Raw genomic sequence first — 25,100 nt, forward strand, 5'->3', positions numbered from 1 at the left:
GACGCACGATGATGAGGTACCTGAGTTCCGTGTCGGTGCTGGCCGTGATGGCCCTGGCGCCCATCGGGATGGCCACCAGCGCGGCCGCCAACGACAAGCTCGTCGAGCTGTCGAAGAGCGACGAGAACTGGATCATGCCGGGCAAGAACTACGACTCGGACAATTACAGCAAGCTCAAGCAGATCAACGCCAGCAACGTGAAGCAGCTGAAGCCGGCGTGGACGTTCTCCACCGGCCTGCTCAACGGCCACGAGGGCGCGCCCCTCGTCGTCGACGGCAAGATGTACATCCACACCTCGTTCCCGAACAACACGTTCGCCCTCGGCCTCGACGATCCGGGCCTGATCCTGTGGCAGGACAAGCCCAAGCAGAACCCCGCCGCCCGCGCGGTCGCCTGCTGCGATCTCGTGAACCGCGGCCTCGCCTACTGGCCGGGCGACGGCAAGGTGCCGTCCCTCATCCTGAAGACGCAGCTCGACGGCAACGTCGCGGCGCTGAACGCCGAGACCGGCGAGACGGTGTGGAAGGTCGAGAATTCCGACATCAAGATGGGCTCGACGCTCACCATCGCCCCCTACGTGGTGAAGGACAAGGTGATCATCGGCTCGTCCGGCGCCGAGCTCGGCGTGCGCGGCTACCTCACCGCCTACGACGTGAAGACCGGTGCCCAGGTGTGGCGCGCCTACGCCACGGGCCCCGACAAGGACCTGCTGCTCGGGCCCGACTTCAACGTGAAGAACGCCCATTACGGCCAGAAGGGCCTCGGCACCTCCACCTGGGAGGGCGACGCCTGGAAGATCGGCGGCGGCACCAACTGGGGCTGGTACGCCTACGATCCCGGCACCAACCTGATCTACTTCGGCACCGGCAACCCGGCGCCGTGGAACGAGACCATGCGTCCCGGCGACAACAAGTGGACGATGACCATCTTCGGCCGCGACGCCGATACGGGTGAGGCCAAGTTCGGCTACCAGAAGACCCCGCACGACGAGTGGGATTACGCCGGCGTCAACGTGATGATGCTGTCGAACCAGAAGGACAAGGACGGCAAGGATCGCAAGCTCCTCACCCATCCGGACCGCAACGGCATCGTCTACACGCTGGACCGGACCGACGGTTCGCTCGTCTCGGCCAACAAGATCGACGACACCGTCAACGTCTTCAAGTCCGTCGATCTGAAGACCGGCCAGCCGGTGCGCGATCCCGAGTACGGCACCCGGATGGACCACCTCGCCAAGGACGTCTGTCCGTCGGCCATGGGCTACCACAACCAGGGCCACGATTCCTACGATCCGGAGCGCAAGCTCTTCTACATGGGCATCAACCACATCTGCATGGACTGGGAGCCCTTCATGCTTCCGTACCGTGCGGGCCAGTTCTTCGTCGGTGCGACGTTGAACATGTACCCCGGCCCGAAGGGTGACCGTCAGAACTACGAGGGTCTCGGCCAGATCAAGGCCTACAACGCCATCACGGGCGAGTATAAGTGGGACAAGATGGAGCGTTTCGCCGTGTGGGGCGGAACGATGGCCACCGCCGGCGACCTCGTCTTCTACGGAACGCTGGACGGTTACATCAAGGCCCGTCACTCCGACAACGGCGACCTTCTGTGGAAGTTCAAGCTGCCGTCGGGCGCCATCGGCTACCCGATGACCTACAGCCACAAGGGTGATCAGTTCGTCGCCATCTACTACGGCGTCGGCGGATGGCCGGGCGTCGGCCTGGTGTTCGATCTGCAGGACCCGACCGCCGGCCTCGGCGCGGTGGGCGCCTTCAAGAAGCTCGCCAACTACACCCAGATGGGCGGCGGCGTGATGGTGTTCTCCCTGAACGGCAAGGGTCCGTACGACGATCCGAACGTCGGCGAGTACCAGACGGCTGCCAAGAAGTAAGTCTCACGACTACGACGGAACCTCGCTGGCCCCCGGCCGGCGGGGTTCCCCGACGCCCGAGAGTTCGCGCGCGAAGGCCAGCGGGAGGACACGCCATGTCCGAACCCGAGATGTCCCGCCCGAGCGCAGCCCAGAAAACAACCGAACAACGGATCTCCCCCATGTCGCTCGTCACCGGACGTCGCCGCGCGGCGCTCTCGGCCACCTCCCTCCTGGCGCTGGGGTTCCTGTCCTCCGCCCAGCTGTCCTCCGCCCATGCCGCCGAGGACGCGAAGGCCCCGGCGCCCGCCGACGACAAGACCCTGCGCGTCTGCGCGGCGGTGCAGCCGCCCCTCTCCCTGAAGGACGGGTCGGGCCTCGAGAACCGGATCGCGAGCGCCGTGGCCGAGGCCATGGACCGCAAGGTCCAGTTCGTCTGGTCGGAGAAGCCGGCGATCTACCTCGTCCGCGACGGCCTCGACAAGAAGCTCTGCGACGTGGTGGTCGGCCTCGACAGCGACGATCCCCGCGTCCTCGTGACCAAGCCCTACTACCGCAGCGGCTACGTCTTCATCACCCGCGCCGACCGCGACCTCGACATCAAGTCCTGGGCCGATCCGCGCCTGAAGAGCGTCGACCACATGGTGGTGGGCTTCGGCACCCCCGGCGAGGCGATGCTGAAGGATATCGGCCGCTACGAGGAGGACATGGCCTACCTCTACTCGCTGGTGAACTTTCGCGCGCCGCGCAATCAGTACACCCAGATCGACCCCGCCCGGATGATCAGCGAGGTCGCCGGCGGCAAGGCCGACGTCGCCGTGGCCTTCGGCCCCGATGTCGCCCGCTACGTCAAGGATTCGAGCACGCCCCTGCGGGTCACGCCCGTGCCCGACGACACCGTGCGCAGCGACGGCCAGAAGATGCCCCAGAGCTTCGACCAGTCCATGGGCGTGCGCCGGGACGACACCGCCCTGAAGGCCGCCCTCGACGCCGGCATCGCCAAGGCCAAGCCCCAGATCGAGGCGATCCTGAAGCAGGAGGGGGTGCCCCTCGCGACCGCCTCGAACTGATCCGCGCCAGTCCCGGGCCGCTCGAAGGGGCGGCCCGCCCAGAACCCGACCGGACGGTCGGAGAACCCCATCAGAGCAATTTCATGCGTCATCTCAAAGGCCTTCTGGCCGGATTCGTCGGCCTCGGCCTCGTCACCGCCGGGTTCTCGGCCGGGCTCTCCGCCCTGGCGCAGCCGGCGTCCGGCCCGCAGAGCGGGTTCGTGTTCCGCAACACCGTCACGGGCGAGCAGCTCGACGTGTCCCAGGGCAAGGAGGGCGGTCGCGACACGCCGGCCGTGAAGGAGTTCTTCCAGACCGGCAAGAACACCTACATCGACGACAAGTCCTGCCTGCGCAACGGCGAGTCCCTGTTCGCGACCTCGTGCTCGGGCTGTCACGGGCATCTGGCCGAGGGCAAGCTCGGACCCGGCCTCAACGACAATTACTGGACCTATCCGGCCAACACCGAGGATACCGGCCTGTTCGCCACCATCTTCGGCGGCGCCAACGGCATGATGGGTCCGCACAACGAGAACCTGACCCCCGACGAGATGCTGCAGACCATCGCCTGGATCCGCCATCTCTATACCGGTCCGGCCAAGGATGCCGTCTGGCTCAGCGCCGATCAGAAGAAGACTTACACGCCCTACAAGCAGGGCGAGACCTTCCCCACGGACGTCAAGGGCCAGTGCAAGCCGCTGGAGAACTAGCGTTCCTGGGAAGTCACGCCGCGCAACCAACCGCGCGGTGAACGATGAGCGGCACACGCGCCGCGCCAACCATAAACGGAGGAGACGAACATGCGGACGTTCATTTTTGCGGTGGCGCTCGGTGCGGGCGCGGTGCTGGCCGCTCCGGCCATGACCACTTCGGCGATGGCCTACGACGGCACCAAGTGCAAGGCCGCCGGCAATTGCTGGGAGCCCAAGCCCGGCTTCCCGGAGAAGATCGCCGGCTCGAAGTACGACCCCAAGCACGACCCGAAGGAGCTGAACAAGCAGTCCGAGTCGATCAAGGGCATGGAAGAGCGCAACGCCCGGCGCATCGAAGCCGCCAAGAAGTCCGGCAAGTTCGAGTACGACGTCACCAAGCTGTCGTCGAACTGAAGCCGCTGCGCGCCCGGCCAAGCGCCACGGTGCGATGACGGCGCGCCTCCCTCCCCCTTGCGGGGAGGGAGCGAGGGTGGGGGTGGCTCCGAGAGAGACGCGCCGTCTCCGGCACCACCCCCACCTCCCTCTCCTCCCCGCAAGGGGGAGGAGAGCCGCCTCGACGGCACGCGAGGTGATCGCGACCGCCTCGCCAAGAGACCGAAATCAAGGCCCCCGCGTGATGAACGAGACCCGCCCCGGCGACGCGATGCTCACCGACTGGCGCGAGGCCGCCGGCCGGTTCGAGCGGGCCGTGGGCGGCGCCGTGGTCGGCCAGGCGCGGGCGATCCGCCTCATCACCATCGCGATCTTCGCCCGCGGCCACGTGCTGCTCGAAGGCGATGTCGGCGTCGGCAAGACCACCCTGCTGCGGGCCGTCGCCCGGGCGCTCGGGGGCGCCTACGAGCGCGTCGAGGGCACCGTCGACATGATGCCCACGGACCTGATCTACCACACCTACCTCGCCGAGGACGGGCGCCCCCGCGTCGAGCCCGGCCCGGTCCTGCGCCGGGCCGAGGACCTGTCGATCTTCTTCTTCAACGAGATCAACCGCGCCCGGCCCCAGGTGCATGCCCTGCTCCTGCGCCTCATGGCCGAGCGCAGCCTGACCGCGTTCAACCGCGAGTACCATTTCCCCAACCTGCAGGTCTTCGCCGACCGCAACCGCGTCGAGCGCGAGGAGACCTTCGAGCTGCCCGCCGCCGCCCGCGACCGCTTCCTCATGGAAATCGGCATGGAGGCCCCGCGCGACGCCGAGAGCCGCCGCGCCCTCGTGTTCGATCCGCGCTTCCACGACACCGACGCGCTGATCGCCGGGATCGACGCCGACGTGCTGGACCACGCCGCCATCCCGGGCATCGCCCGCGCGATCCAGCACGGCATCCAGGCGAGCCCCGCCATCGAGGCCTACGTCGTCGGCCTTTGGGAGGCCCTGGTGCGTCCCGGCGGCGCCGGCATCCGGCTTCCCGGCATCGACATGGAGGCCCTGGTGCAGGGCGGGGCCTCGCCGCGCGGCGTCGCCTTCCTCGTGCGCGCCGCCAAGGTCCGCGCCTGGCTGGAGGGCCGGGACTGGCTGGTGCCCGAGGACATCCGCGCCGTGTTCCCCGAGGTCATGGCCCACCGCGTCTTCCTCGAACCCGTCTACGAGATGCGCCGCGCCGCCATCGTGCCGGAGCTCTGCCGCGCCGTGTTCGACACGGTGCCGGCGCCGTGAGGGAACCCGATCCCGTTCAGGCCGACATCGTCTACCGCCCGCGCGGGCGGGTGCCGGGCACCAGCGTCGGTGCCCATCGCGGCCGCGACGCCGGGGGGCTCGGCACCTTTCGCGACCAGGTGCCGTTCCTGCGCATGCCGGACGCGCGCCGCATCGACGTGCGCGCCACCCTGCGCGACCCCTTCGAGGGCACCCATGTCCGCCGCTTCGAGAGCCGCACGGCCATCGAGGTCTGGGCGCTGGTCGATCTCTCCGCCTCCATGCGCTACCGGGGCGAGGCCGACCGCATGGCGCTCGCCGCCGCCCTGTGCGGGGGCCTGGCCGCCTCCGCCACCCGCATCGGCGACGGCTTCGGCCTCATGGGCTGCGACGCCACCCTGCGCGAGGACGTGTCGATGTCGGCGACGCGCCGGCGCGGGATCGGCGCCTCCGTCCAGGCCCGCCTGCTGGCCGCGCGCTGCACGGGCGCGCGGGCCGACGGCATGCGCGAGGCCGGCCGCCGCCTCGTCGGGCGGCCCAAGATCGTGTTCGTCGTCTCGGATTTCCGCTGGCCCGAGGCCCTCGTCGCCGAGGTCTTCGCGTCCCTCGCCCGCCACGACCTCGTGCCCGTGGTGCTGGCCGACGCCTCCGAGGACGAGGGGCTGCCGGTCTGGGGCCTCATGGAGCTCGACGATCTCGAAGGGGCCGGGCGCCGGACCGTGTTCATGCGGCCGTCGCTCCGCCGGCGCTGGCTCGCCCACGAGCGGGCCCGCGCCGACACCCTGCGCCGCATCGCCATGACCTACGGCCGTCCGCCGTTCCGCCTCGAAGGGCGCTTCGAGGCCGACGCCCTCACCCGCCACCTCATCGGGACCTGATGCGAGTCCTCATCTCCGTCCTGGCGCTCCTCCTCGCCGTGTCCGGTGCGGCCCACGCGCAGGTGCGCACCGTCGAGGTCCGCACGCCGCGCGCCTTCGGCTACTTCCTCGGCGACCTCGTGCGGGCGCAGGCCGACATCGTCGTGGATGCGGGCTTCACCCTTCAGGCGGCCTCCCTGCCGCAATCCGGCCCCCTGGCCTACTGGCTCGACCTGCGCGACCTTCGGGTCGAGGAGACGGTCACGGGCGACGTCCGCCGAGTCCGCCTGTTCCTGACCTACCAGACCTTCTACGCCGCCCTCGACGCCCGCGCCCTGGAGATCCCGGGCTTCGCCGTGACCTTCGAGAGCGCCAGCGCCCACGGCGCCACCACAGCCACGGCGCAGGTGCCGGCCTGGTCCTTCAACATCTCGCCCCTGCGCGAGGTGGTGCCGCCCGCCCGCGAGAACCCGGCCGATTACATGCGGCCGGACGGGCGCGTCGCCGCCCTCGACGCCCGGCCCCTGTGGTGGCGGGCGGGGGGCTTCGGGGCGCTCGCCCTCCTGGCCTTCGCGGGGCTCGCCCGCGACCGGGCCTGGGGACCGTTCCGGGCGCGGCGCGGGCGCCCGTTCGGGGCCGCCCTCGCGCAGCTGCGCCGGCTCGGTCGCACCCCCGACGTGCAAGATCCCGACGCGGAGGCCGCCTACGGCGACGCCCTGCGCGCCCTCCATCGCGGCCTCGACGCCACCGACGGGCGCCGGGTCCTCGCCGACGATCTGCCGGGCTTCCTCGCGCGCCACCCCGCCTACCGCCCGGACGCGGCGGGTCTGGCGCACCTGCTCTCCGTCTCGCGTCTCGCCTTCTTCGGTCCCGGCCCCGCCGCCGCCCGCGCCGCCCTGCCCTGGCCCCAGCTCGAGGCCCTGGCCCGGCGCCTGGCCGCGGCCGAGCGGGCGGCGTGATGGGCGACGCCACGATGACGGCGACCGTGACGGCGATCTGGGGCCGGTTCGCCGTCGACGCTCCCCTGGTCCTGTGGCTGCTGCCCCTCGCCCTGCTGCCGTTCCGGGCTTCGGCCCAGCGCGTGGTGCCCGTGGCCGCGATCGACGCCGGCCCGGCCGACCCGCTGTCGCGGGCCATCGGTTGGGCTCTGCGGATCGCCGGCTGCCTCGCCATCGCGGGCCTCATCCTCGGCATCGCCGGCCCGTATCGCCGGGGCGAGACGGTCACCCGCACGGGCATCGGCGCCCAGGTCTCGATCCTCGTCGACCGCTCGGGCAGCATGAACGAGACCTTCGCCGGGCGTCAGCCCTCGGGCGCCGAGGAATCGAAGGCCGCCGCCTCCCGCCGCCTGCTCGGCGACTTCGTCGGCAGCCGCGCCCACGACCAGTTCGCCGTCACCGCCTTCTCGACGGCGCCCATGCTGGTGGTGCCGATGACCGACCGGCACGAGGCCGTGCGCGCCGCCATCCGCGCCATCGACCGGCCGGGCCTCGACTACACCAACGTGGCGCGCGGCCTCGCCATGAGCCTGTCGCAGTTCGGACCCCAGGCCGCCAACGTCTCGAGGGCGCTCCTCATCGTCTCCGACGGCGCGGCGGTGATCGATCCGCGCGTCCAGGGCACCCTGCGGGCCGAGTTCGCCAGGATCCGGCCCAATCTCTACTGGCTGTTTCTGCGCACCAAGGGCTCGCCCTCCATCGCCGACAAGCCCGCCGGCGAGGACACGCCCCAGGCCGCGCCCGAGCGCCACCTCGACCTGTTCTTCAAGAGTCTCGGCACGCCCTACCGCGCCTTCGAGGCGGAAGGCCCCGAGGCGGTGGCCGCCGCCATCCGCCAGATCGAGGCCCTGGAGCGCGACCCCATCCCTTACACCGAGCGGCGCCCGCGCCTCGACCTGTCCTGGATGGCCTTCGGGCTGGGGCTGCTCGGGCTCCTCGTCCTCGTGGCGGGCAAGCTCGCCGAGGCGGATGTGCGGCGGGGGCAGAGGGCCCTCACGCCCCGGGCGAAGGCGGCTGTGCCGGAGAGGATCGCCGCATGAACCCGGCCTCGCACCGTTCCATCCCAACGGCGCGCATCTCCCTCACCCCGTCCGGTGGTGACGGCTCTCGCGCATCGCGCACAGGACGCGGGTCCCCTCTCCTGGAAGGAGAGGGACAGGGTGAGGTGTGTGACTTGTTCGGAGAGTCCACACACCTCACCCCGACCCTCTCCTTCCAGGAAAGGGGGCCTGTCGCGCTTCATGCCGACACGTCTGTTTCCTGCCGAGAGGCGATCTTGCGGATGCGTGACGGTGCGGAGGCCACCCGATGACGGCGCTCGCCTTCCCCACCGAACGCGCCGCCCCCGCCCTCCGCGCCCGCCTCGCCAGAACCCTGCGCCGCGCCCGGCCGCACCTGCTCCTCGCCCTGCCGGTCCTGCTCGCCCTCGCCGCCCTCGGCTTCGGCGCGGCGGCGTGGCGGGTGGAGCGGGACAAGGCCGCGATCGCGGCGCTTCAGGCCGGGCGCGACGTGCCCGTGGGGCCGGACGCGGCGGCCCCCCTGCTGCTGGCCCGGGTGCAGCACCTCGCCCGGCGCGGCCTGCCCGAGGGGATCGAACCCCTCGTCGAGGCCCTCGCGCGCGCCGGCGACACCGACCGGGTGGCGCGGGCCCGCTACGCCCTCGCCAACACCCGCCTGCGGCAGGCGTTCGCCCATCTGGAGCGCGGCGACCTCGACCCGGCCGGTCCCCTCATCACCCTGGCGCGCCAGGATTACCGCCGCGCCCTGCAGAACGCGCCCGACCTCTGGGACGCCAAGTTCAACCTCGACGTCGCCTCGCGGCTCCTGCGCGATTTCCCCGAATTCGACCGCAAGACCGGCGACGAGCTGAAGGCCGAGCCGAAGCAGATCTGGACGGAGGTCCCCGGCCTGCCGAGGGGCGCACCATGAGGGGCGTGCCATGAGGGCGCATCTCGCCCGCAACCTGCGCGACGGCCGGTTCCGGGCGCTCGCCGCGGCGGCTGTCCTCGCCGCCCTCGCCCTCGTGCTGCCGGCCGTGCCGCTCACCCGGACCGGGGTGTCGGTGCTCGCCGTGGTCGACATCACCGGCAGCATGAACGTGCGCGACTACACCGGCGCCGACGGCCGGCCCGCGAGCCGCCTCGACACGGCGCGCGGCGCCCTGCGCGACCTCGTCACCGCCCTGCCCTGCGGCTCGCGCGTGGCGCTGGGGCTGTTCACCGAGCGCCGGCCGTTCCTGCTGTTCACGCCCATCGAGGTCTGCGCCGATTTCGCGCCCCTCGACGGGGCGCTCGCGGCGCTGGACTGGCGCATGGCCTGGGAGGGCGACAGCCGCATCTCCGCCGGCCTGTTCCGCGCCGTGGAGATGGCGGCCAGCCTCGACACCGACCTGATCTTCCTCACGGACGGGCAGGAAGCGCCTCCGCTCCCCAGCACCGGCGGCCCGGCCTTCGAGGGCAAGCCCGGCGCCGTGCGCGGGCTCATCGTGGGCGCCGGCGCCTACGCCCTGTCGCCGATCCCGCGCTACAACGACCGGGGTCGCGAGATCGGGTTCTACGGGGCCGGCGACGTCCAGCAGGAGAACCGGTTCGGCCCGCCCCCGGCCGATGCCGAGAGCCGCGAGGGCTACAACCCGCGCAACGCCCCCTTCGGCGGGGCCGCGGCGACGGGCGCCGAGCACCTCTCCTCCGTGCGTGAGCCCTACCTCAAGAGACTCGCGGGCGAGACCGGCCTCGCCTACGCCCATCTCGACGGCCCCGGCGGGCTGGCGGGGCCGCTCCTGGCGGCAGCGACCCCGCGCCCCCTGCCCGGCCGCCTCGACCTGCGCCCCTTCCTCGGCGGGGCCGCCCTGGCGCTCGTCCTCGCCGTGTTCCTGCTTCCCACGTTGCGCGCCCTGTCCCGCCCGCGCGCCCTGACCCTGAAGAAGGCCTGATCCGTATGCGTCTCCTCGCCCCGACCGTCATCCTCGCGCTGCTCGCCACCGCCGTCCCGGTCATCACCGTTCTGGTCACCCCCGTCTTGGCCCACGGCCCGACGCCGCAGAAGGTCGACCAGTCCGTCACCATCGCGGCCAAGCCCGAGGCGGTGTGGAAGGTGGTCGGCACCTTCGCGGCCATCGACGCGTGGCATCCCGACGTGGCCAAGAGCGAGGCCGTCGACGGCAACGCCGCCGGCGGCCGGCGCAAGATCACCCTCAAGAACGGCGGTACCCTCGACGAGGGCCTCGACGAGATGAACGACAAGACCTTCACCTACTCGTACCGCCTGTCGGATGCCGACCTGAAGGCCCTGCCGGTCTCGTCCTACTCGGCCACCCTCACGGTGACGCCCGATGGCGCGGGCTCGAAGGTCGAGTGGCTCGGCCGGTTCTACCGGGGCGACACCGGCAACGAACCGCCGGAGGAGCTGAGCGACGCCGCCGGCAAGGCGGCGATGAACGCCTATTTCGGCAACGGCCTCAAGGGGCTGAAGGCCAAGGTCGAGGGCGGCGGCACCAAATGATAGGGCCTCCGCTTGAACACTCCGGATCGTGCGCTCGCGACAGGCTCCCTCTCCTGGAAGGAGAGGGTTGGGGTGAGGTGTGTGACCTATTCGGAGAACTCGCACACCTCAGCCTGTCCCTCTCCTGGAAGGTGTGGGGACCCGCGCCTGCCAGAAGCCGAACGGATCACCCGGAAATCGTATGACCGGTCGCCTCGCCCCCCTCGCCCTCGCGGCGTTCCTCGCCGGCGCGGTCTCCGGACCGGCTCTGGCGCAGGCCGTCTACGTGGTGAGCCAGGAGGGCAGCACCCTGACGCCGGTGGCGCCCCCCGGCGCCACGATTCCCGTGGGCAAGGGGCCGGCCCAGGTGGCTGCGGGGCCGGACGGGCGGCTCTACCTCGCCCATTCCGACACCCACACGGTTTCGGTGGTGGACGGCCGCACCGGCGCGGTGCTGGCCCGCTTCCCCTTCGCGGGCCAGCCCTTCGGCGTCGCCGTGGCCCGGGATGGCCGGAGCCTGTTCGTCGGCGACTGGTCGGGCGGCCGCGTGGTGCGCCTCTCCAGCGCCACCGGCGCCGTGGAGGGCGGCGTCGGCGTCGGGCGCGATCCGGCGGGCCTCGTCCTCGATGCGAAGGGCCGCCTCTACGTCGCCGACCGCGAGAGCCGTCAGGTCAGCGTGGTCGAGACCGCGACCCTGACCCGGATCGGCACGGTGCCCGTCGGCGAGGGACCGTTCGCCCTGGCGCTGAACCCGGCCGAGGACCGGCTCTACGTCGCCAATGTCCGTAGCGGCGACCTCCACGCCATCGACACCGCCACCCTGAAACCCGCGGGTCGCGCGATCCTCGGCGGCATGCCGTACGGCGTCGCGGTGAGCGGCGACGGGGCACGCGTCCTCGTCACCAACCAGCAGGCCGGCACCCTCCACGTGCTCGACGCCGCCCTGAAACCCGTCGCGACGATTCCCGTCGGCCGCTATCCCGAGGGCGTGGCGGTCGCGGGCGACAAGGCCTACGTGGCGAACTGGTTCTCGGATTCCGTCTCGGTGATCGACCTTCCCACCCTCGCGGAGACGGCGCGTCTCCCCGTGGGCGAGGGGCCGCGCGGCCTCGCCGTCCTGATGCAGGAGACCCCATGAGTCCGACGTGCATGACGCCGACGCGACCCCGCGCGCGCATCACGATCGTCCTCTGCCTCGCGGCCGGGCTCGCGGCCTGCGACAAGCCGGAGGAGCCCGGCGAGGCGGCGCGTGCCCCCGAGGAGCAGACGGTGGTCGCGACGAAATCCGACGCCGACATTCCGACCTGGCTCTCGCCCACCGACCCCATGGAGCCGGCCCGCTGGCTCGCCCGCCGCGAACTCGGCCGCCCGGCGCCGGAGGTCGGCTCGGGGGCCGACCACCTGCGCCACAGCCTCGCCCGCGCCCGGGAGGCGTTCATCGAGGATCCGCGCATGGTGGCCAACCGCACGGTGCAGCTCGGGCAGATGCTGGCCGAGGCCGGCACGCCCGAGCCCTATGCCGACCTCCTCGACGGCCTCGCGGCCGTGGCGGCGGTGACCGCCCGCAAGCAGCTCTACGGCGAACTATGCCAACAATACTACAACACCCGCCGCCAGGGGGCGGACCGGGCCACCACCCTGGCGCGCCTCACCGAGCGGTATTCCGCGCAAGGGAGCGGTGACATCAAGGCCGCCCCGGCTCCCGGGGATACGTCCCCGGCCCCCGGGGACGCGCGATGACGAGCGTCCTCATCGTGGACGACCACCCGGTGATCCTGCGGGGCTTCCGCCGCATCATGGAGGATGCCGGGGTCGAGACCGTCCACGAGGCCACCGACATCGCCGGCGGCTACCGCCTGTTTCACCGCCTGCGGCCCACCATCGTGGTGGCCGACCTCACCTTCCGCACGGGCGCCCTGTCGGGCCTGTCCCTGATCCGGCAGATCCACGCCCTGGAGCGCGACACCCGCATCCTCGCCTTCAGCATGCACGACGACCCGATCATCGTCGCGCGCGCCCTGGAGAGCGGGGCCACGGGCTACGTGCTGAAGGACGTCCCGGCGGCGCGGTTCCACGAGGCGTTCGAGACGGTGCGGGCGGGCCGGAGCTACCTCGACCACGCGCTGGCCACCCGGGTCGCCGTGCTCGGCCTCGCCGGCCGGCCGGCGCCGCTCGCCGACCTCACGGCCCGCGAGCTCCAGATCCTGTCCCTGCTCGGCCGGGGCCAATCCTACCAAGCCATCGCCGACGCCCTGGCGGTGAGCTACCGCACGGTGATCGGCGCCAGCGCCAGCCTGCGGCACAAGCTCGGGGTGCGGACGCTCGCCGAACTCATCCACGTCGCCGTCTCTCAGGGCGAGGGCGGCCCGACCCGCTGACGGCGCGTCCCTAACGTCCTCCGGCGCCCGCCGGCCGCTCGAGGGAGAAGCGCGTCTCCGGCTCGGCGGTGAAATAGTCGAAGGCGCCCGCGCGCAGGATCGGTCGCATCGCCCCGGTGTCGACGACGCCGTCCACGAGGAAGGCGTCGTCGATGTAGATCGAGACCACCTGCCCGATCACCAGGAAGTGGGTCGCGTCGCTGCCGTCGAGGGGCGTCAGCGGCACCGTCTGCACCCATTTGCACTCGATGGCGGCGGGCGATTCCCCCACCCGCGGCGGCCGCACCTTTCGCGAGGGGACCGGGGTCAGGCCGGCGAAACCGAACTCGCTCTGCCCGCGCGGCAGCGGAGCCGAGGTGGCGTTCACCGCCTCCCGGAGGGCATAGGTCGCGAGGTTGCACACGAACTCGCCGCCCTCCTCCGCGAAGGTCATGGCGTCCTTGCGGCCCGAGGACGAGAACATCACCATGTCGGGGCCCGCCGCCACGGCGTTGAAGTAGGAATAGGGCGCCAGATTCACCTGGCCCGCCTTGTTCATCGCGCTGATCCAGCCGATGGGGCGGGGGGCGACGAGGGCCTTCAGGGGGTTGTGCGGCAGGCCCCTGGTCTCGGAATCGTAATGCATGGCGCTCAGCAGGGTCCGCAAGAGTGGTCACCGGTTTTGCGTCGAAAACCTGCGACATACAAAAGATCGAAGTCGAGGAAAGCGGCGGCTCGCCACCGCGAACCTGCCTAGATCCGTGTGACGATGTCGGCGAGGTCCGGCCGGGGCCGGTCGCCCGGAACCTCCTGCGGATGGCCGATATGGATGAAGCCGGCGAGCTTCTCGCGCGGCGCGAGCCCGAGGGCGTCGAGGATGCGGCGGTCGTAGGCGAACCATTCCGTGAGCCAGGACGTGGCGTAGCCCGCCGCGTTGGCCGCGACCACGAGGTTCATGCACGCGGCGCCCGCCGACAGCACCTGCTCCCATTCGGGGATCTTGATGTGCGGGCCGGCGCGGGAGACCACCGCCACCACCACGGGGGCGTGGGCGAGGCGGGCGCGCTCGAGGTCGAGGCGGGCGCTATCCGCCTCCGGGTGGTCGGCGGCGTAAGCCTCGGCGATGATCCCGCCGACGCGCGCCCGCGCTTCGCCCGCGATGACGAGGAAGCGCCAGGGCGCGAGTTTGCCGTGGTCCGGCACCCGGGCGGCCAGCGTCAGGAGCGTATCGAGTTCGGCCGGTGTCGGGCCCGGCCCGTCGAGGCGCATGGGGGGAACCGAGCGGCGGGTGCGCAGGAGATCGAGGGTGGCGTTCATCGAGACCTTTTGGAATCGGATCGAGGCGAAGTCGGGTTGAGCATTGCGGCGTCGTCCGCGATCTAGCATGGATCGCAGGCAAGAACGCCCGTCATGCCGTCGCCACGGTCCGGTTCCAGAGCACGCGGCGCGGATGCGCCGGACGGGCCGGCGCGCAAGGGAGTGGTCGCATGACGAGGGGCCTGACGCTCGGCGCCGCGCTGATGGTGGTGGGGCTCGCGGCCCCCGGCCGCGCGCAGGAGGGCGGCTTCCACAACCGGATCGGGCCGAACCTCCCGACCCCTTCCGTCACCGGGCCGGACCTGCCCCCGCCCGCGCCCCAGGCCGACGCGCCCTTGAGCCTGAAGGCGGTGTTCGCGGGCAGCGACAAGCCCCTGCGCTCGGGGCTGGCCTGGCGCATCTACGAGGACCGCACCGACGGCGTGAAGCCCAACATCGTCGCGCGCTCGGAGGCCGCGGAGCCGAGCTTCACCCTGGCGCCCGGCGCCTACATCGCCACGGTGACGTACGGTTTCGCCAGCGCCTCGAAGCGCCTCACCATGGCGGGGAATCCGGTCTCCGACGGGCTCAAGGTCAATGCCGGGGCGCTCAAGCTCTCGGGCGCCATCGGCGATCTGAAGATCGCGCCTGCCCAGGTGGCCTTCGCGGTGTTCGTGCCCATCGGCACCAATTCGGAGGGGCGCCTCGTGCGCAGCGACGTCAAGGCCGGAGAGCTGCTGCGCCTGCCCGAGGGCACCTATCACGTGGTCTCGACCTACGGGGAATCGAACGCGATCCAGCGCGCCGACCTCAAGGTCGAGAACGGCAAGGTCACCGACGCCACCCTGAGCCACCACGCCGCCACCGTGACCCTGAAGCTCGTCGCCGCCGCCGGGGCCGAGGCCTTCGCCGGCACCGCCTTCAGCGTGCTGACGCCGGGCGGCGACACCATCCGTGAGGCCATCGGCGCGTTCCCGCAGGTGATCCTGGCGGAGGGCGACTACGTCCTCATCGCCCGTCACGACGGGCAGGTCTACACCCGCGAGTTCAAGGTCGAGAGCGGGATGGACCGGGACATCGAGGTGGTCGCCAAGGCGTCCTGATCCGTCCGCACAAACGAGATCGTCCCATGACGCGTCACCGATGGAGTCTTGTTGCCCTGGCCCTGGCCCTGGCCGCCGTGACGCTGGCGGGGCCGGCCGTGCACGCACAGGCCCCCGTCGAGGAATCCGCTCTCCCGCCCGAGACCGCGCAGGCCGTCGTCGCGCTCCTCGGAAAGGGCCTGAAGATGCCGGACGCAGCCCGCTACGGCCGGCTGCGCATGGGCCGGGCCGGGGCCGTCTGCGGCGAGGTGGACACGACCAACCGGATGGGCCAACACGTCGGGCCGCGCGGCTTCGTCGCCGATCTGGGGGCGGGCTTCGCCGCCATCGTCCCGGACGGCGCCGAGCTCCGCAACCCCGCCGGCCTGGCGCACTACGCGGCGATGCAGCGGGCGCTCGCGCTGTTTGCCGCCAACTGCGCGGCCTGATAGGCCGCGCGGCATGAAGGAGTCCCGCATGAAACCCGCCATCGTCTGGCTCACGGGCTTGTCCGGCGCCGGCAAGTCGGCCACGGCCGAAGCGCTGCAGGACCTGCTGGCCGTGCGGGGACACCAGGCCACGATCCTCGACGGCGACGAGCTGCGCCAGGGCCTGAGCCGCGACCTCGGCTTCGGCGACGCCGCCCGCATCGAGAACATCCGCCGCGCGGCCGAGGTGGCGCGCATCCTGGCGCGCTCGGGCATCGTCACCATCGTCTCGCTGATCTCGCCGTTCCGCAAGGAGCGCGCCCACGCCCGCGCCATCGCGGGGGAGATCCCGTTCCTCGAGGTCTATATCGATGCGCCGCTCGCCGTGTGCGAGGAGCGCGACCCCAAGGGCCTCTATCGCCGCGCCCGCGCCGGCCTGATCCCGAACTTCACCGGCATCGATTCCGTCTACGAGGCGCCCGCCGAGCCGGACATCCACCTGCACACGGATGCGGGCACGCCGCAGGACGGCGCCGCCCGCGTCGCCGCGGCTTTGGGTGAGCTCTGAACGACCGTCCACTCCTCGAAGTCTGATCTTCGACCTCAGAATGAGGTCGAGGGAGAGAGGTCTACTCGACTCGGATGAGGCCCCTTCCGGTCACGCGGATCGGAAGGGGCCTTCCCCTCAGGGCGTCTGCGCTTCCGCGTGCTGGGCGTCGAGGCTGACCTCCGCACTCGGCACGCTCGCCGCGATGCTGTCGGCGCGGATGCGGTCGGGGGCGGTCGCCTCGGCCACCAGGGCGGCGAGGGTCTCGTCGAGGCCGCCCGTGCGCGTGTGCTGGCTGCCCAGCCGCCGGACCGAGACCGTGCGCTCCTCGCCCTCCTTGCGGCCGACGACGAGCATCACCGGCACCTTGGCGAGCGAGTGCTCGCGGACCTTGTAGTTGATCTTCTCGTTGCGAAGATCCGACTCGACGCGAAGGCCGAGGCGGTCGGCGGCGGCCACCACCTCGCGGGCATACGGATCGGCGTCCCCCGTGATGGTCGCCACGACGACCTGCACGGGGGCAAGCCAGAGCGGGAAATGCCCGGCGAAATGCTCGATGAGGATGCCGGTGAAGCGCTCGAGGGAGCCGCAGATGGCGCGGTGGACCATGACCGGCGGCTTCTTCCCGCTGTCGGCATCGACGTAGAACGCGCCGAAGCGCTCCGGCAGGTTGAAGTCCACCTGCGTCGTGCCGCACTGCCAGTCGCGGCCGATGGCGTCGCGGAGCACGTACTCGAATTTCGGCCCGTAGAACGCGCCCTCCCCCGGGTTGATCGCCGTCCTGATCCGGCCGCCGGACTGCTCCTCGATCTGCGCCAGAACGCGGGTCATCACGTCTTCGGCATGGTCCCACAGGGCATCCGAGCCGACGCGCTTCTCGGGCCGCGTCGAGAGCTTCACCACGATGTCGCCGAAGCCGAAATCGGCGTAGGTCGAGAGGATGAGGTCGTTGATCTTGAGGCACTCGGCGGCGAGCTGATCCTCGGTGCAGAACACGTGCGCGTCGTCCTGCGTGAAGGCGCGCACCCGCATGAGCCCGTGCAGCGCGCCCGACGGCTCGTAGCGCGAGACCGCGCCGAACTCGGCCATGCGCAGGGGCAGGTCGCGGTAGGATTTGAGGCCGTGCTTGAAGATGAGCACGTGGCCGGGGCAGTTCATCGGCTTGATGGCGAAGACGCGCTCGTCCTCGGTCTTCGTGACGAACATGTTGTCCCGGTACCACTCCCAGTGGCCGGAGGTCTCCCACAGGGCCTTGTCGAGGATCTGGGGCGCGTTGACCTCCTGGTAGTCGCCCTTCAGGCGCCGGCGCATGTAGGCGATGAGCTCCTGGAACACCGTCCAGCCCTTGGCGTGCCAGAACACCACGCCCGGTCCCTCCTCCTGGAAGTGGAACAGGTCCATCTCGCGGCCCAGGCGCCGGTGGTCGCGGCGCTCGGCCTCCTCCAGGCGGTGCAGGTAGGCGTCGAGCTCCTCCTTGGTGGCCCAGGCGGTGCCGTAGATGCGGGTCAGCATCGGGTTGTTGGAATCGCCGCGCCAGTAGGCACCGGCGACCTTCATGAGCTTGAAGGCGGTGCCGACCTTGCCCGTCGAGGTCATGTGCGGGCCGCGGCACAGGTCGAACCAGTCGCCCTGGCGGTAGATGTTGAGGTCCTCGCCGGGCGGGATCGCATCGACGAGCTCGACCTTGTAGGCCTCGCCCTTGTCCGAAAAGAGCGTGCGCACGTCGTCCCGCGTCCAGACTTCCTTCGTGAAGGCGGCATCGCGCGAAATGATCTCGCGCATCTTGGCCTCGATGGCCGGGAAGTCGTCGGGCGTGAACGGCTGGTTGCGGGAAAAGTCGTAGTAGAATCCGTTCTCGATGACGGGACCGATGGTGACCTGCGTCTCCGGCCACAGGGCCTGGACGGCTTCCGCCAGCACGTGGGCGCAGTCGTGCCGGATGAGCTCGAGGCTGCGCGGGTCGGCGCGGTCGAGGAACTCGATGCGGGCGTCGTGCGCGATGAGGTCGGACAGATCGCGGACCCGGCCGTCCAGCGCCATGGCGACGGTGCGCTTGGCGAGCGACTTGGCGATGCCCTCGACGACGGCGCGGCCGGTGACGGCGCTCTCGAAGCTGCGGGTGTTGCCGTCGGGGAAGGTCAGGATGGGCATCGGGATCACTCTCGCGGTGGCTCACTCCTGCGAACGCAGCAGGTAAGCCGGGTGGGGTTGGGCTCGGGCGCGACACGCGCCGCGCCCGGCCGTTTAGACCCATTTGCCTGTCAAAGGAATCGGCCCCGGCGCAAACGCCCGCGCCGTCCGGACCGTCACTCTCCCTCACGTCCGACACGGCGTCCCCATCCCTGACAATCGCGGGAGGACGTCACTTCGTGTGTCGCACGGCAATCGGGCATGAATTGACAACCTCGGCGTGAACCCGGCGAAGCTGGGAGACGGACCGGTGCCACGCACCCGATCCCGAACAAGAAGCCCAACCCGCGAGGGAAACGGGCGTAACGCCGGAGGACGACGATGCCGAGCCGAGTTCCCGCGGCCACCCCCGAAGGAGGCACGCACCCCGAGCGTATCGCGCCGTCGCAAGCGATGCGGTTGCCCGCGAAAAAATTCTGGCCGCAGGGCTGGTGGCGGATCGTCGACGTCAAGATCGGCATCATCCCGTTGCCGGTCTACGCGATCCTCGTGGTCCTCCTGGCGATCCTGACGCAGGAGGGCGAGATCAAGCCGGATGCGCCGACGATGATCGCCGTCCTCGTGCTCGGCGGCTTCACCTGCGCCGAGATCGGCAAGCGCCTGCCGGTCCTGCGCAGCATCGGCGCGGGGGCGATCTTCGCGACCTTCATCCCGTCGGCCCTGGTCTTCTACGGACTGATCCCGCCGCAGATCTTCAAGGCGATCGTGGATTTCACCAAGTTTACCAACTTCCTCTACCTCTACATCGCGACCATCATCGTCGGCAGCATCCTCGGGATGGACCGCGACGTCCTGATCAAGGGCTTCCTCAAGATCTTCGTGCCCCTGGCCGTGGGCTCCGTGGCGGCCGGGATCGTCGGCACCCTGGTGGGCACCCTGCTGGGGCTCGGCGCCTACAACACCTTCTTCTTCCTCGTGGTGCCGATCATGGCCGGCGGCGTCGGCGAGGGCGCGATCCCGCTCTCCATCGGCTATGCCGCGATCCTCGGCCAGGGCCAGGGCGACGTGTTCGCCCAGGTGCTGCCGCCGGTGATGCTCGGCAGCCTCACCGCCATCATCCTCGCCGGCACCCTCAACGCGGTGGGCAAGCGCCTGCCCCACCTCACCGGCGAGGGCCGGCTGCAGCCCGACCGGGAGAACGACGTCGCCGCGGTCAAGGCGGAGGACATCCCCGTCGACGCCGCCACCGTGGGGGCGGCGGCGCTGACGGCGGTGACGCTCTACCTGCTCGGCGTGATGATGCACCACCTCACCGGCCTGCCCGCCCCCGTGGCGATGCTGTTCCTCGCGGTGATGGCCAAGCTCGCCAGCGCCGTGTCGCCGCGCCTCCAGGCCGGCGGCTTCGTCGCCTACAAGTTCGTGCAGATCAGCATGACCTACCCGCTGCTCTTCGCGGTGGGCGTGTCGCTGACCCCTTGGGACAAGCTCGTCGCCGCCTTCACGATCCCGAACCTCATCACCATCGTGGCCACCGTGGTGACACTCATGGCCACGGGCTTCGTGGTCGGGCGCCGGCTCGGCATGTACCCCATCGAGACCGCCATCGTGAACGCCTGCCACAGCGGCCAGGGCGGCACCGGCGACGTCGCCATCCTGACGGCCGCCAACCGTATGAGCCTGATGCCGTTCGCCCAGATCGCCACCCGCATCGGCGGCGCGCTGACGGTCACGGGGACCCTGGTGCTGATGCGGTGGATGGGGGTGTGAGCGGGGCGGCGCCCGCCTCGCCCGCCTCGCCCGCCTCGCATGCGAACGGCGAGACCGGGGCGTTGACGCCGCGCCAGCGCCCGTAGCGCCAGGGCGTGAACCACCGGGCGCGGGGTGCGAGCGCCTGCGGCACGAGGTCGATGCCGTGCGTCCCCAGCGGCCCGCAGCGGCAGACCCGCGAAAACCCGATCCAGCCGCCGGCCCAGAGGCCGTGCCGCCCGATCGCTTCGTCCGTGTAGGTCGAGCAGGACGGCCAGTGCCGGCACTGGCGGCCGATCAGGCCCGACAGGGTGAGCTGGTAGGCGCGGATCGCGACGTGGGCGGCGCGCCGGACCACGGTCAGGCGGCGGCCTGGGGTTCGGAAGCCTGGGACCTGGCGGCGGCCTGATCGAGGGCATCGACCACCGCGTCGAAGGTGAGAAGCGTCGAGGCGTGGCGGGCCTTGTAGTCGCGCACGGGCTCCAGCACGGCGAGATCCGCCCAGACGCCCTCCGGCACCGGGCCGTTCTCCTTCAGCATGGTTCGCATGGCCTCGCGGACCGCGCGCAGATCCTGTGTCGTGGCGCCGACGACGTGGCGGGCCATGAGGGAGGACGAGGCCTGGCCCAGCGCACACGCCTTCACCGCGTGGGCGAAGTCCGTGACGACCCCGTCCGCGACGCAGAGGTCCACCGTGACGGTGGAGCCGCACAGCTTCGAGTGGGCGGTGGCGCTGGCGTCGGGGGCGGGCAGGCGCCCGAGGCGGGGAATGTCGGCGGCGAGTTCGAGGATGCGACGGTTGTAGATGTCGTCGAGCATGGGCGGCGTCCTCTCGGCAGGATCCACAGGGGAGGAACGGCCTCGGGCGAAGCCGGCTTCCGGTCCCGGTTGTCTGATCCGCGCCGGCCGCATTGCGCGGCGGCGCGATAACGACGATATAGGCGCCAACGCACCGTTTCGCGAGGAGGCGGATCGTCGATCCGGGCCGCGCCCACGGCCGGGGTCGCGCCTGCGGCCAGGGCGTCCCCGCCGGCCGATGCCTCAGACGGCCAGTGGTTCGACGATGTACGCCAAGCCCGACAGCAACACGATGACGACCCGGATCGCTCGGGCGGAAGATGCCATGGATGCCGCGCTCAAGTCCCTGTCCTACCGCCTGACCGAGACGGAGGATTCGCGGATGACACCCAAGACCCCGGATGCGCCGCGCCCGAACGGCGCCGCGTCCCTCAACGGCATGCGCAACGACAACGCACCAACTTTGGCGCCGGTCCCGGTGCCTGCCCCGGAAATCGCCCCCGAAATCGCCCCCTTGCCGTCTTCCGCCAAGCGCACGCCCGAGGCCATCGCCACCGGCCGCCCGAGCCGCGAGGAGGCCGAGGCCGCCGTGCGCACCCTCCTGCGCTGGGCCGGGGACGATCCGAACCGCGAGGGCCTGCGCGACACCCCCGCCCGGGTGGTCAAGGCCTACGGCCAGCTCTTCGGCGGCTACGAGCAGGATGCCGACAAGCTCCTGGAGCGGGTGTTCGAGGAGGTCGAAGGCTATTCCGACATCGTCCTCGTGCGCGACATCCCGTTCTACTCGCACTGCGAGCACCACATGGTGCCGTTCATGGGGCTCGCCCACATCGCCTACTATCCGACCAAGGGTGTGGTCGGTCTGTCGAAGCTCGCCCGCGTGGTCGATACCTTCGCCCGCCGCCTGCAGACGCAGGAGACCATGACGGCGCAGATCGCGGACGTGATCGAGAGCATCCTCAAGCCGCGCGGCATCGCCGTGATGGTGGAGGCCGAGCACCTCTGCATGGCCATGCGCGGCGTGCAGAAGGCCGGGGTCTCGACCATCACCACCCAGTTCCGCGGCGCGTTCCGGAACGACCCCAACGAGCAGGTCCGCTTCCTGACCCTCGTGCGCAACAAGCCCTGAGCCTCCCGATGACGATTCCCTTCGCGGCACCGGGCACGAAGGCCGAGGTCGAGGAGGGGGCCGTCCTCACCCCCCGCTTCGACGCGAACGGCCTGATCGCCTGCATCGCCGTCGACGCCGTGGACGGGCAGGTGCTCATGCTCGCCCACATGAACGCCGAGTCCCTCGCCCGCACCCTGGAGACGGGCGAAGCCTGGTACTGGTCGCGCTCCCGCGCGGAACTCTGGCACAAGGGCGCCACCTCCGGGCAGATCCAGCGCGTCGTCGAGATGCGGGTCGATTGCGACCAGGACGCCGTCCTCATCCGCGTCGCGGTCGGGGGCGACGGCGGCTGCTGCCATACGGGCCGGCGCGACTGCTTCTACCGCCGCGTCGAACTCGGGCCCGTCGCCGGCGACGGAACGGCCGCGCCGGTGCGCCTGCAGCCCGTCGTGTCACGGGTGAACGATCCCGCATGACCTGGGGCGGCATGACCTGGGACGGGATAAGCTGGGACGGGTCGGCGTCCGACGCCGGGCGAATCGGCGCGGGCGCCGTCGAGCCCGTCGCGGCCCCGGCCCCGCGCGGTCCCCGCATCGGCCTCGCGCTCGGCGGCGGCTCGGCCCGGGGCTGGTCGCATATCGGCGCCATCGAGGTGCTGGAGGAAGCCGGCATCCACCCCGGCGTGGTGACGGGCTGCTCCATCGGCGCCGTCGTCGGCGGCTGCTACGCGGCGGGCCAGCTCGGCCTGCTCAAGGCCTTCGCCCTGTCCCTGACCAAGCGCCGCGTCGTCGGCCTCCTCGACCTGCGCCTCGGCTCCGGCCTCATCGCGGGCGCGCGCCTGCGTCAGCGCCTGGAGCGGGACCTCGCCGACCGCCGCGTCGAGCATCTGGCTGTCCGGTTCGCCAGCGTCGCCACCGATCTCGGGACCGGCCAGGAGGTCTGGCTCACCCGCGGCAACCTCGTCGAAGCGTTGCGGGCCTCCTACGCCCTGCCGGGCGTGTTTCCGCCCGTGCGGCTCGGCGGTCGCCTCCTCATGGACGGGACCCTGGTCAATCCCGTCCCCGTCGGCCTCGCCCGCGCCCTCGGAGCGGATGTGGTGATCTGCATCAACCTCAACGGCGACCCGCGCGAGGCCGGCGGACCCGTGATCCTCGAGCCCGTCGATCCCGCGGGCGAGGCGCCGCCCGCGCCGATCCGGCGGCGGCGCCGGCCGTGGCACCTCCTGGGGGGGCGGCGCCGGCCGTCGCCGGACATGCCGAGCCCCGGCATGGCCCGGGTGATGCTCGACGCCTTCAACATCACCCAGGACAAGATCTCGCGGGCGCGTCTGGCCGGCGACCCGCCCGATGTGACCATCTCGCCGCGCTTGGCCGGGATGGGCCTGTTCGAGTTCCACCGCGCGGCGGAAGGGATCGCCCTCGGGCGAGACGCCGCCCGCGCCGCCCTGCCGGCCATCCGCGCGACCCTCGCGTCGGCCGCCGCCAGGGTCTGATCGTCGGACGCGGCCCTCGATGGGGCGGGCTCATCGCGGTCCGGGCGGATCACGCCATGGTGATGTAGTCGCGCATGGCCTGATGCTCGGCCTCCACCGCCGCGATCCGGCGCTTGACCACGTCGCCGATGGAGATGAGGCCGGCGAGCCGCCCCTCCTCCAGCACGGGGACGTGGCGGAAGCGGCCGTCGGTCATGAGGTGCATCACGTCCTCGACGCTGGTGTCGCGGGCGCAGGTGACGACGGTGGCGGTCATGTGCTCAGAGACGAGGGCGTCGAGCGCCCCGGCCCCCTGGCGGGCGAGCGCCCGCATGATGTCGCGCTCGGACAGGATGCCGAGAACCGCGCCCTCGACATCGCTGACGACGACGGCGCCGATGCGCTTCTCGGCGAGCAGATGGATCGCCTCGTCGAGGGTCCGCTGCGGCTCCACCGTGACGACGGAGCGGCCTTTCTCGGCGAGGATGCGGGCAACGGTCATGGATGTTTCCTTCCTGGTTCACACGGCCCCTTGCGGCCGGGTTCGCCCCGGCTCGCGGTTTTGGGTCGAGGCGCCGCGGCGCCCGCGGACGCCGTGACCCTCTGTGGCGATTGTGTGGCCAGCATCACGTTCTGGCAAGCGGGCCCGGGGGGTGAAACCCTGTCCGCGCGCGGGTTTCGCGAGGGACGCTCAGCCGCGATGGCGGTCGACGAGGGGCAGCATGAAGAACCCGACGAGGAAGCCGCCGAGGTGGGCGTCCCAGGCGACCGCCGTCGCCTCGGCCCCCATCGGCAGGGCGATGACGCCGAACAGGAAGTTGGTCACGAGCCAGATGCCGAGGAACATCACCGCCGTGCGGTTGCGCATGAGCTCGGGAATGGTCTGGAGGCGCTGGCGCGGCGGCAATTGCCAGGGCTGGGCCGCCGTGTAGGCCGGGGGCGGCTGGAACACGAAGCGGGCGGCGGCCGCCATCAGGGCCGAGACGCCCGCCGAGGCACCGATGAGGGGCGCCGTGCTCAGGGGATCGAGGAGGACGTGCAGGGCGCCGCCGGCCACGGCGCCGGCCAGGGCGATGAGGCCGTAGCGCAGAACGCCGTAGCGGCGGGCCACGGGCGAGCCGAAGGCGGCGAGCCAGACGCTGTTGAAGATCACGTGCGTCCACGAGCCGTGCAGGAGCGCGTAGGTCGCGAAGGTCCAGGGGCTGGCCGACGGCTCCGCGGCGATGTAGCGGGCGAAGGCCTGGCGCGCGTCCACCACGTCCGCGTCGCCGACGGCGCCGGCCGCCGCCTTCAGGAGGTCCTCGATCCGCGACGGGTCGATGGCCACGCTCCAGCGTCCCGGGATCAGGGCGAGGTGGATGAGCGCCCAGACGTCCCAGGCATCGGGCAGCACGAATTCGCGCAGGGCGTGGACCGCCAGCAGGACGGCGATGGAGGCGGTGACCACGCCCGGCATGTTGAAGATCGGAACGCGGCTCTGGCGCGGCAGGTCGGGCATGGCATCCATGCGCCACCTTGTCCGGGCTTTCACGGAGGCGG

The 25,100-nt window shown here is 71.3% G+C and carries 28 protein-coding genes; 21 read left to right on the forward strand and 7 right to left on the reverse strand.

Annotation, left to right across the window (positions count from 1 at the left end):
- The first annotated feature begins 8 nt into the window (after positions 1 to 8).
- From MKK49_RS19350 to MKK49_RS19415, 14 genes are all read left to right on the forward strand, one after another.
- Positions 9 to 1,892 (forward strand): methanol/ethanol family PQQ-dependent dehydrogenase, encoded by a 1,884-nt coding sequence (locus MKK49_RS19350; protein ID WP_244031362.1) that lies wholly within the window; start codon positions 9 to 11, stop codon positions 1,890 to 1,892.
- Between the two features lie 161 nt (positions 1,893 to 2,053).
- Positions 2,054 to 2,941, forward strand: a complete 888-nt coding sequence (moxJ, locus tag MKK49_RS19355; protein WP_244031364.1) for a methanol oxidation system protein MoxJ — start codon at positions 2,054 to 2,056, stop codon at positions 2,939 to 2,941.
- 83 nt (positions 2,942 to 3,024) lie between these two features.
- Positions 3,025 to 3,630 carry a cytochrome c(L), periplasmic gene (gene moxG, locus MKK49_RS19360; RefSeq protein ID WP_244031366.1) on the forward strand — a complete coding sequence of 202 codons (606 nt, stop codon included), beginning with the start codon at positions 3,025 to 3,027 and terminating at the stop codon, positions 3,628 to 3,630.
- Positions 3,631 to 3,720: 90 nt separating this feature from the next.
- Positions 3,721 to 4,026, forward strand: coding sequence for a methanol dehydrogenase [cytochrome c] subunit (locus MKK49_RS19365; protein ID WP_244031368.1), 306 nt, complete (start codon positions 3,721 to 3,723; stop codon positions 4,024 to 4,026).
- A 223-nt stretch (positions 4,027 to 4,249) separates the two neighbouring features.
- A complete protein-coding gene (locus tag MKK49_RS19370) occupies positions 4,250 to 5,281 on the forward strand; it encodes an AAA family ATPase (RefSeq protein WP_244031370.1) in 1,032 nt (343 codons plus the stop codon).
- On the forward strand, positions 5,278 to 6,138 hold the full coding sequence (locus MKK49_RS19375; protein ID WP_244031372.1) for a DUF58 domain-containing protein: 861 nt from the start codon (positions 5,278 to 5,280) through the stop codon (positions 6,136 to 6,138). Before MKK49_RS19370 ends, MKK49_RS19375 begins: the two co-directional genes overlap by 4 nt.
- On the forward strand, positions 6,138 to 7,076 hold the full coding sequence (locus MKK49_RS19380) for a nonribosomal peptide synthetase MxaA (RefSeq protein WP_244031373.1): 939 nt from the start codon (positions 6,138 to 6,140) through the stop codon (positions 7,074 to 7,076). Before MKK49_RS19375 ends, MKK49_RS19380 begins: the two co-directional genes overlap by 1 nt.
- Positions 7,077 to 7,090: 14 nt before the next feature.
- On the forward strand, positions 7,091 to 8,155 hold the full coding sequence (locus MKK49_RS19385; RefSeq protein ID WP_244031430.1) for a vWA domain-containing protein: 1,065 nt from the start codon (positions 7,091 to 7,093) through the stop codon (positions 8,153 to 8,155).
- 268 nt (positions 8,156 to 8,423) lie between these two features.
- Positions 8,424 to 9,044: an MxaK protein gene (locus MKK49_RS19390; RefSeq protein ID WP_244031374.1), complete on the forward strand. Its 621-nt coding sequence runs from the start codon at positions 8,424 to 8,426 to the stop codon at positions 9,042 to 9,044.
- A gap of 10 nt (positions 9,045 to 9,054) precedes the next feature.
- The gene (locus tag MKK49_RS19395) at positions 9,055 to 10,047 is read left to right on the forward strand and encodes a vWA domain-containing protein (protein WP_244031375.1); all 993 of its coding nucleotides are present in this window, start codon (positions 9,055 to 9,057) and stop codon (positions 10,045 to 10,047) included.
- Positions 10,048 to 10,052: 5 nt separating this feature from the next.
- Positions 10,053 to 10,616, forward strand: coding sequence for an SRPBCC family protein (locus MKK49_RS19400; RefSeq protein ID WP_244031376.1), 564 nt, complete (start codon positions 10,053 to 10,055; stop codon positions 10,614 to 10,616).
- A gap of 181 nt (positions 10,617 to 10,797) precedes the next feature.
- Positions 10,798 to 11,733 (forward strand): YncE family protein, encoded by a 936-nt coding sequence (locus MKK49_RS19405; protein ID WP_244031377.1) that lies wholly within the window; start codon positions 10,798 to 10,800, stop codon positions 11,731 to 11,733.
- On the forward strand, positions 11,730 to 12,335 hold the full coding sequence (locus MKK49_RS19410) for a hypothetical protein (protein ID WP_244031378.1): 606 nt from the start codon (positions 11,730 to 11,732) through the stop codon (positions 12,333 to 12,335). Before MKK49_RS19405 ends, MKK49_RS19410 begins: the two co-directional genes overlap by 4 nt.
- Entirely contained in the window at positions 12,332 to 12,973 is a 642-nt protein-coding gene (locus MKK49_RS19415; RefSeq protein ID WP_244031379.1) for a response regulator, read from the forward strand. Before MKK49_RS19410 ends, MKK49_RS19415 begins: the two co-directional genes overlap by 4 nt.
- Before the next feature lie 10 nt (positions 12,974 to 12,983).
- Here MKK49_RS19415 and MKK49_RS19420 read toward each other — a convergent pair whose 3' ends face one another.
- Positions 12,984 to 13,598, reverse strand: a complete 615-nt coding sequence (locus tag MKK49_RS19420) for a flavin reductase family protein (protein ID WP_244031431.1) — start codon at positions 13,596 to 13,598, stop codon at positions 12,984 to 12,986.
- Positions 13,599 to 13,705: 107 nt separating this feature from the next.
- Positions 13,706 to 14,269, reverse strand: coding sequence for a nitroreductase (locus MKK49_RS19425; protein WP_244031381.1), 564 nt, complete (start codon positions 14,267 to 14,269; stop codon positions 13,706 to 13,708).
- A 170-nt stretch (positions 14,270 to 14,439) separates the two neighbouring features.
- Here MKK49_RS19425 and MKK49_RS19430 point away from each other — a divergent pair, with 170 nt between their 5' ends.
- From MKK49_RS19430 to cysC, 3 genes are read left to right on the forward strand one after another with little or no spacing between them, the layout of a single operon-like run.
- Positions 14,440 to 15,351 (forward strand): hypothetical protein, encoded by a 912-nt coding sequence (locus tag MKK49_RS19430; protein WP_409565108.1) that lies wholly within the window; start codon positions 14,440 to 14,442, stop codon positions 15,349 to 15,351.
- A gap of 26 nt (positions 15,352 to 15,377) precedes the next feature.
- Positions 15,378 to 15,779 carry a hypothetical protein gene (locus MKK49_RS19435; RefSeq protein WP_244031382.1) on the forward strand — a complete coding sequence of 134 codons (402 nt, stop codon included), beginning with the start codon at positions 15,378 to 15,380 and terminating at the stop codon, positions 15,777 to 15,779.
- A 28-nt stretch (positions 15,780 to 15,807) separates the two neighbouring features.
- Positions 15,808 to 16,326, forward strand: coding sequence for an adenylyl-sulfate kinase (cysC, locus tag MKK49_RS19440; protein ID WP_244031384.1), 519 nt, complete (start codon positions 15,808 to 15,810; stop codon positions 16,324 to 16,326).
- A 117-nt stretch (positions 16,327 to 16,443) separates the two neighbouring features.
- Here the strand turns inward: cysC and thrS are convergent, their stop codons facing one another.
- Complete coding sequence (thrS, locus tag MKK49_RS19445) at positions 16,444 to 18,456, reverse strand: threonine--tRNA ligase (RefSeq protein ID WP_244031386.1); 2,013 nt, start codon at positions 18,454 to 18,456, stop codon at positions 16,444 to 16,446.
- Between the two features lie 432 nt (positions 18,457 to 18,888).
- Between thrS and MKK49_RS19450 the strand changes: the two genes are divergently transcribed.
- Positions 18,889 to 20,202: a 2-hydroxycarboxylate transporter family protein gene (locus tag MKK49_RS19450; protein WP_244031388.1), complete on the forward strand. Its 1,314-nt coding sequence runs from the start codon at positions 18,889 to 18,891 to the stop codon at positions 20,200 to 20,202.
- Here the strand turns inward: MKK49_RS19450 and yidD are convergent.
- Both yidD and MKK49_RS19460 read right to left on the reverse strand, forming a co-directional pair.
- Positions 20,162 to 20,539 (reverse strand): membrane protein insertion efficiency factor YidD, encoded by a 378-nt coding sequence (gene yidD, locus MKK49_RS19455; RefSeq protein ID WP_244031390.1) that lies wholly within the window; start codon positions 20,537 to 20,539, stop codon positions 20,162 to 20,164. The two genes, MKK49_RS19450 and yidD, sit on opposite strands and share 41 nt — an antisense overlap.
- A 2-nt stretch (positions 20,540 to 20,541) precedes the next feature.
- Entirely contained in the window at positions 20,542 to 21,000 is a 459-nt protein-coding gene (locus MKK49_RS19460; protein WP_244031392.1) for an iron-sulfur cluster assembly scaffold protein, read from the reverse strand.
- Between the two features lie 244 nt (positions 21,001 to 21,244).
- On the opposite strand from MKK49_RS19460, the gene folE reads away from it, so the two are divergent.
- Genes folE through MKK49_RS19475 form a run of 3 tightly spaced genes read left to right on the forward strand, consistent with a single transcriptional unit; the run spans position 21,245 to position 23,582 of the window.
- Positions 21,245 to 22,108: a GTP cyclohydrolase I FolE gene (gene folE / locus MKK49_RS19465; protein WP_244031394.1), complete on the forward strand. Its 864-nt coding sequence runs from the start codon at positions 21,245 to 21,247 to the stop codon at positions 22,106 to 22,108.
- Between the two features lie 8 nt (positions 22,109 to 22,116).
- Complete coding sequence (hisI, locus tag MKK49_RS19470; protein ID WP_244031396.1) at positions 22,117 to 22,566, forward strand: phosphoribosyl-AMP cyclohydrolase; 450 nt, start codon at positions 22,117 to 22,119, stop codon at positions 22,564 to 22,566.
- An 11-nt stretch (positions 22,567 to 22,577) separates the two neighbouring features.
- The gene (locus MKK49_RS19475) at positions 22,578 to 23,582 is read left to right on the forward strand and encodes a patatin-like phospholipase family protein (protein WP_244031433.1); all 1,005 of its coding nucleotides are present in this window, start codon (positions 22,578 to 22,580) and stop codon (positions 23,580 to 23,582) included.
- A 49-nt stretch (positions 23,583 to 23,631) separates the two neighbouring features.
- Here the strand turns inward: MKK49_RS19475 and MKK49_RS19480 are convergent, their stop codons facing one another.
- Both MKK49_RS19480 and MKK49_RS19485 read right to left on the reverse strand, forming a co-directional pair.
- Positions 23,632 to 24,063, reverse strand: coding sequence for a CBS domain-containing protein (locus MKK49_RS19480; protein ID WP_244031398.1), 432 nt, complete (start codon positions 24,061 to 24,063; stop codon positions 23,632 to 23,634).
- A gap of 189 nt (positions 24,064 to 24,252) precedes the next feature.
- A complete protein-coding gene (locus tag MKK49_RS19485; RefSeq protein WP_244031400.1) occupies positions 24,253 to 25,068 on the reverse strand; it encodes a rhomboid family intramembrane serine protease in 816 nt (271 codons plus the stop codon).
- Positions 25,069 to 25,100: the final 32 nt, after the last annotated feature.

The organism is Methylobacterium sp. J-090 (genome assembly GCF_022829345.1).
In the GTDB taxonomy this organism is placed as follows: domain Bacteria; phylum Pseudomonadota; class Alphaproteobacteria; order Rhizobiales; family Beijerinckiaceae; genus Methylobacterium.

What these genes read in the sequence shown, in the direction of transcription:
- MKK49_RS19450 (WP_244031388.1), top strand. Translation starts at nt 18,889, where the DNA reads ATGCGGTTGCCCGCGAAAAAATTCTGGCCGCAGGGCTGGTGGCGGATC.
- MKK49_RS19400 (WP_244031376.1), top strand. Translation starts at nt 10,053, where the DNA reads ATGCGTCTCCTCGCCCCGACCGTCATCCTCGCGCTGCTCGCCACCGCC.
- moxG (WP_244031366.1), top strand. Translation starts at nt 3,025, where the DNA reads ATGCGTCATCTCAAAGGCCTTCTGGCCGGATTCGTCGGCCTCGGCCTC.
- MKK49_RS19405 (WP_244031377.1), top strand. Translation starts at nt 10,798, where the DNA reads ATGACCGGTCGCCTCGCCCCCCTCGCCCTCGCGGCGTTCCTCGCCGGC.
- MKK49_RS19485 (WP_244031400.1), bottom strand. Translation starts at nt 25,068, where the DNA reads ATGGATGCCATGCCCGACCTGCCGCGCCAGAGCCGCGTTCCGATCTTC.
- moxJ (WP_244031364.1), top strand. Translation starts at nt 2,054, where the DNA reads ATGTCGCTCGTCACCGGACGTCGCCGCGCGGCGCTCTCGGCCACCTCC.
- MKK49_RS19435 (WP_244031382.1), top strand. Translation starts at nt 15,378, where the DNA reads ATGACGCGTCACCGATGGAGTCTTGTTGCCCTGGCCCTGGCCCTGGCC.
- folE (WP_244031394.1), top strand. Translation starts at nt 21,245, where the DNA reads ATGTACGCCAAGCCCGACAGCAACACGATGACGACCCGGATCGCTCGG.
- MKK49_RS19420 (WP_244031431.1), bottom strand. Translation starts at nt 13,598, where the DNA reads ATGCATTACGATTCCGAGACCAGGGGCCTGCCGCACAACCCCCTGAAG.
- MKK49_RS19425 (WP_244031381.1), bottom strand. Translation starts at nt 14,269, where the DNA reads ATGAACGCCACCCTCGATCTCCTGCGCACCCGCCGCTCGGTTCCCCCC.
- MKK49_RS19380 (WP_244031373.1), top strand. Translation starts at nt 6,138, where the DNA reads ATGCGAGTCCTCATCTCCGTCCTGGCGCTCCTCCTCGCCGTGTCCGGT.
- MKK49_RS19430 (WP_409565108.1), top strand. Translation starts at nt 14,440, where the DNA reads ATGACGAGGGGCCTGACGCTCGGCGCCGCGCTGATGGTGGTGGGGCTC.
- cysC (WP_244031384.1), top strand. Translation starts at nt 15,808, where the DNA reads ATGAAACCCGCCATCGTCTGGCTCACGGGCTTGTCCGGCGCCGGCAAG.
- MKK49_RS19385 (WP_244031430.1), top strand. Translation starts at nt 7,091, where the DNA reads ATGACGGCGACCGTGACGGCGATCTGGGGCCGGTTCGCCGTCGACGCT.
- MKK49_RS19395 (WP_244031375.1), top strand. Translation starts at nt 9,055, where the DNA reads ATGAGGGCGCATCTCGCCCGCAACCTGCGCGACGGCCGGTTCCGGGCG.
- MKK49_RS19390 (WP_244031374.1), top strand. Translation starts at nt 8,424, where the DNA reads ATGACGGCGCTCGCCTTCCCCACCGAACGCGCCGCCCCCGCCCTCCGC.
- MKK49_RS19480 (WP_244031398.1), bottom strand. Translation starts at nt 24,063, where the DNA reads ATGACCGTTGCCCGCATCCTCGCCGAGAAAGGCCGCTCCGTCGTCACG.
- MKK49_RS19370 (WP_244031370.1), top strand. Translation starts at nt 4,250, where the DNA reads ATGAACGAGACCCGCCCCGGCGACGCGATGCTCACCGACTGGCGCGAG.
- hisI (WP_244031396.1), top strand. Translation starts at nt 22,117, where the DNA reads ATGACGATTCCCTTCGCGGCACCGGGCACGAAGGCCGAGGTCGAGGAG.
- MKK49_RS19365 (WP_244031368.1), top strand. Translation starts at nt 3,721, where the DNA reads ATGCGGACGTTCATTTTTGCGGTGGCGCTCGGTGCGGGCGCGGTGCTG.
- MKK49_RS19460 (WP_244031392.1), bottom strand. Translation starts at nt 21,000, where the DNA reads ATGCTCGACGACATCTACAACCGTCGCATCCTCGAACTCGCCGCCGAC.
- MKK49_RS19410 (WP_244031378.1), top strand. Translation starts at nt 11,730, where the DNA reads ATGAGTCCGACGTGCATGACGCCGACGCGACCCCGCGCGCGCATCACG.
- MKK49_RS19415 (WP_244031379.1), top strand. Translation starts at nt 12,332, where the DNA reads ATGACGAGCGTCCTCATCGTGGACGACCACCCGGTGATCCTGCGGGGC.
- MKK49_RS19475 (WP_244031433.1), top strand. Translation starts at nt 22,578, where the DNA reads ATGACCTGGGACGGGATAAGCTGGGACGGGTCGGCGTCCGACGCCGGG.
- MKK49_RS19350 (WP_244031362.1), top strand. Translation starts at nt 9, where the DNA reads ATGATGAGGTACCTGAGTTCCGTGTCGGTGCTGGCCGTGATGGCCCTG.
- thrS (WP_244031386.1), bottom strand. Translation starts at nt 18,456, where the DNA reads ATGCCCATCCTGACCTTCCCCGACGGCAACACCCGCAGCTTCGAGAGC.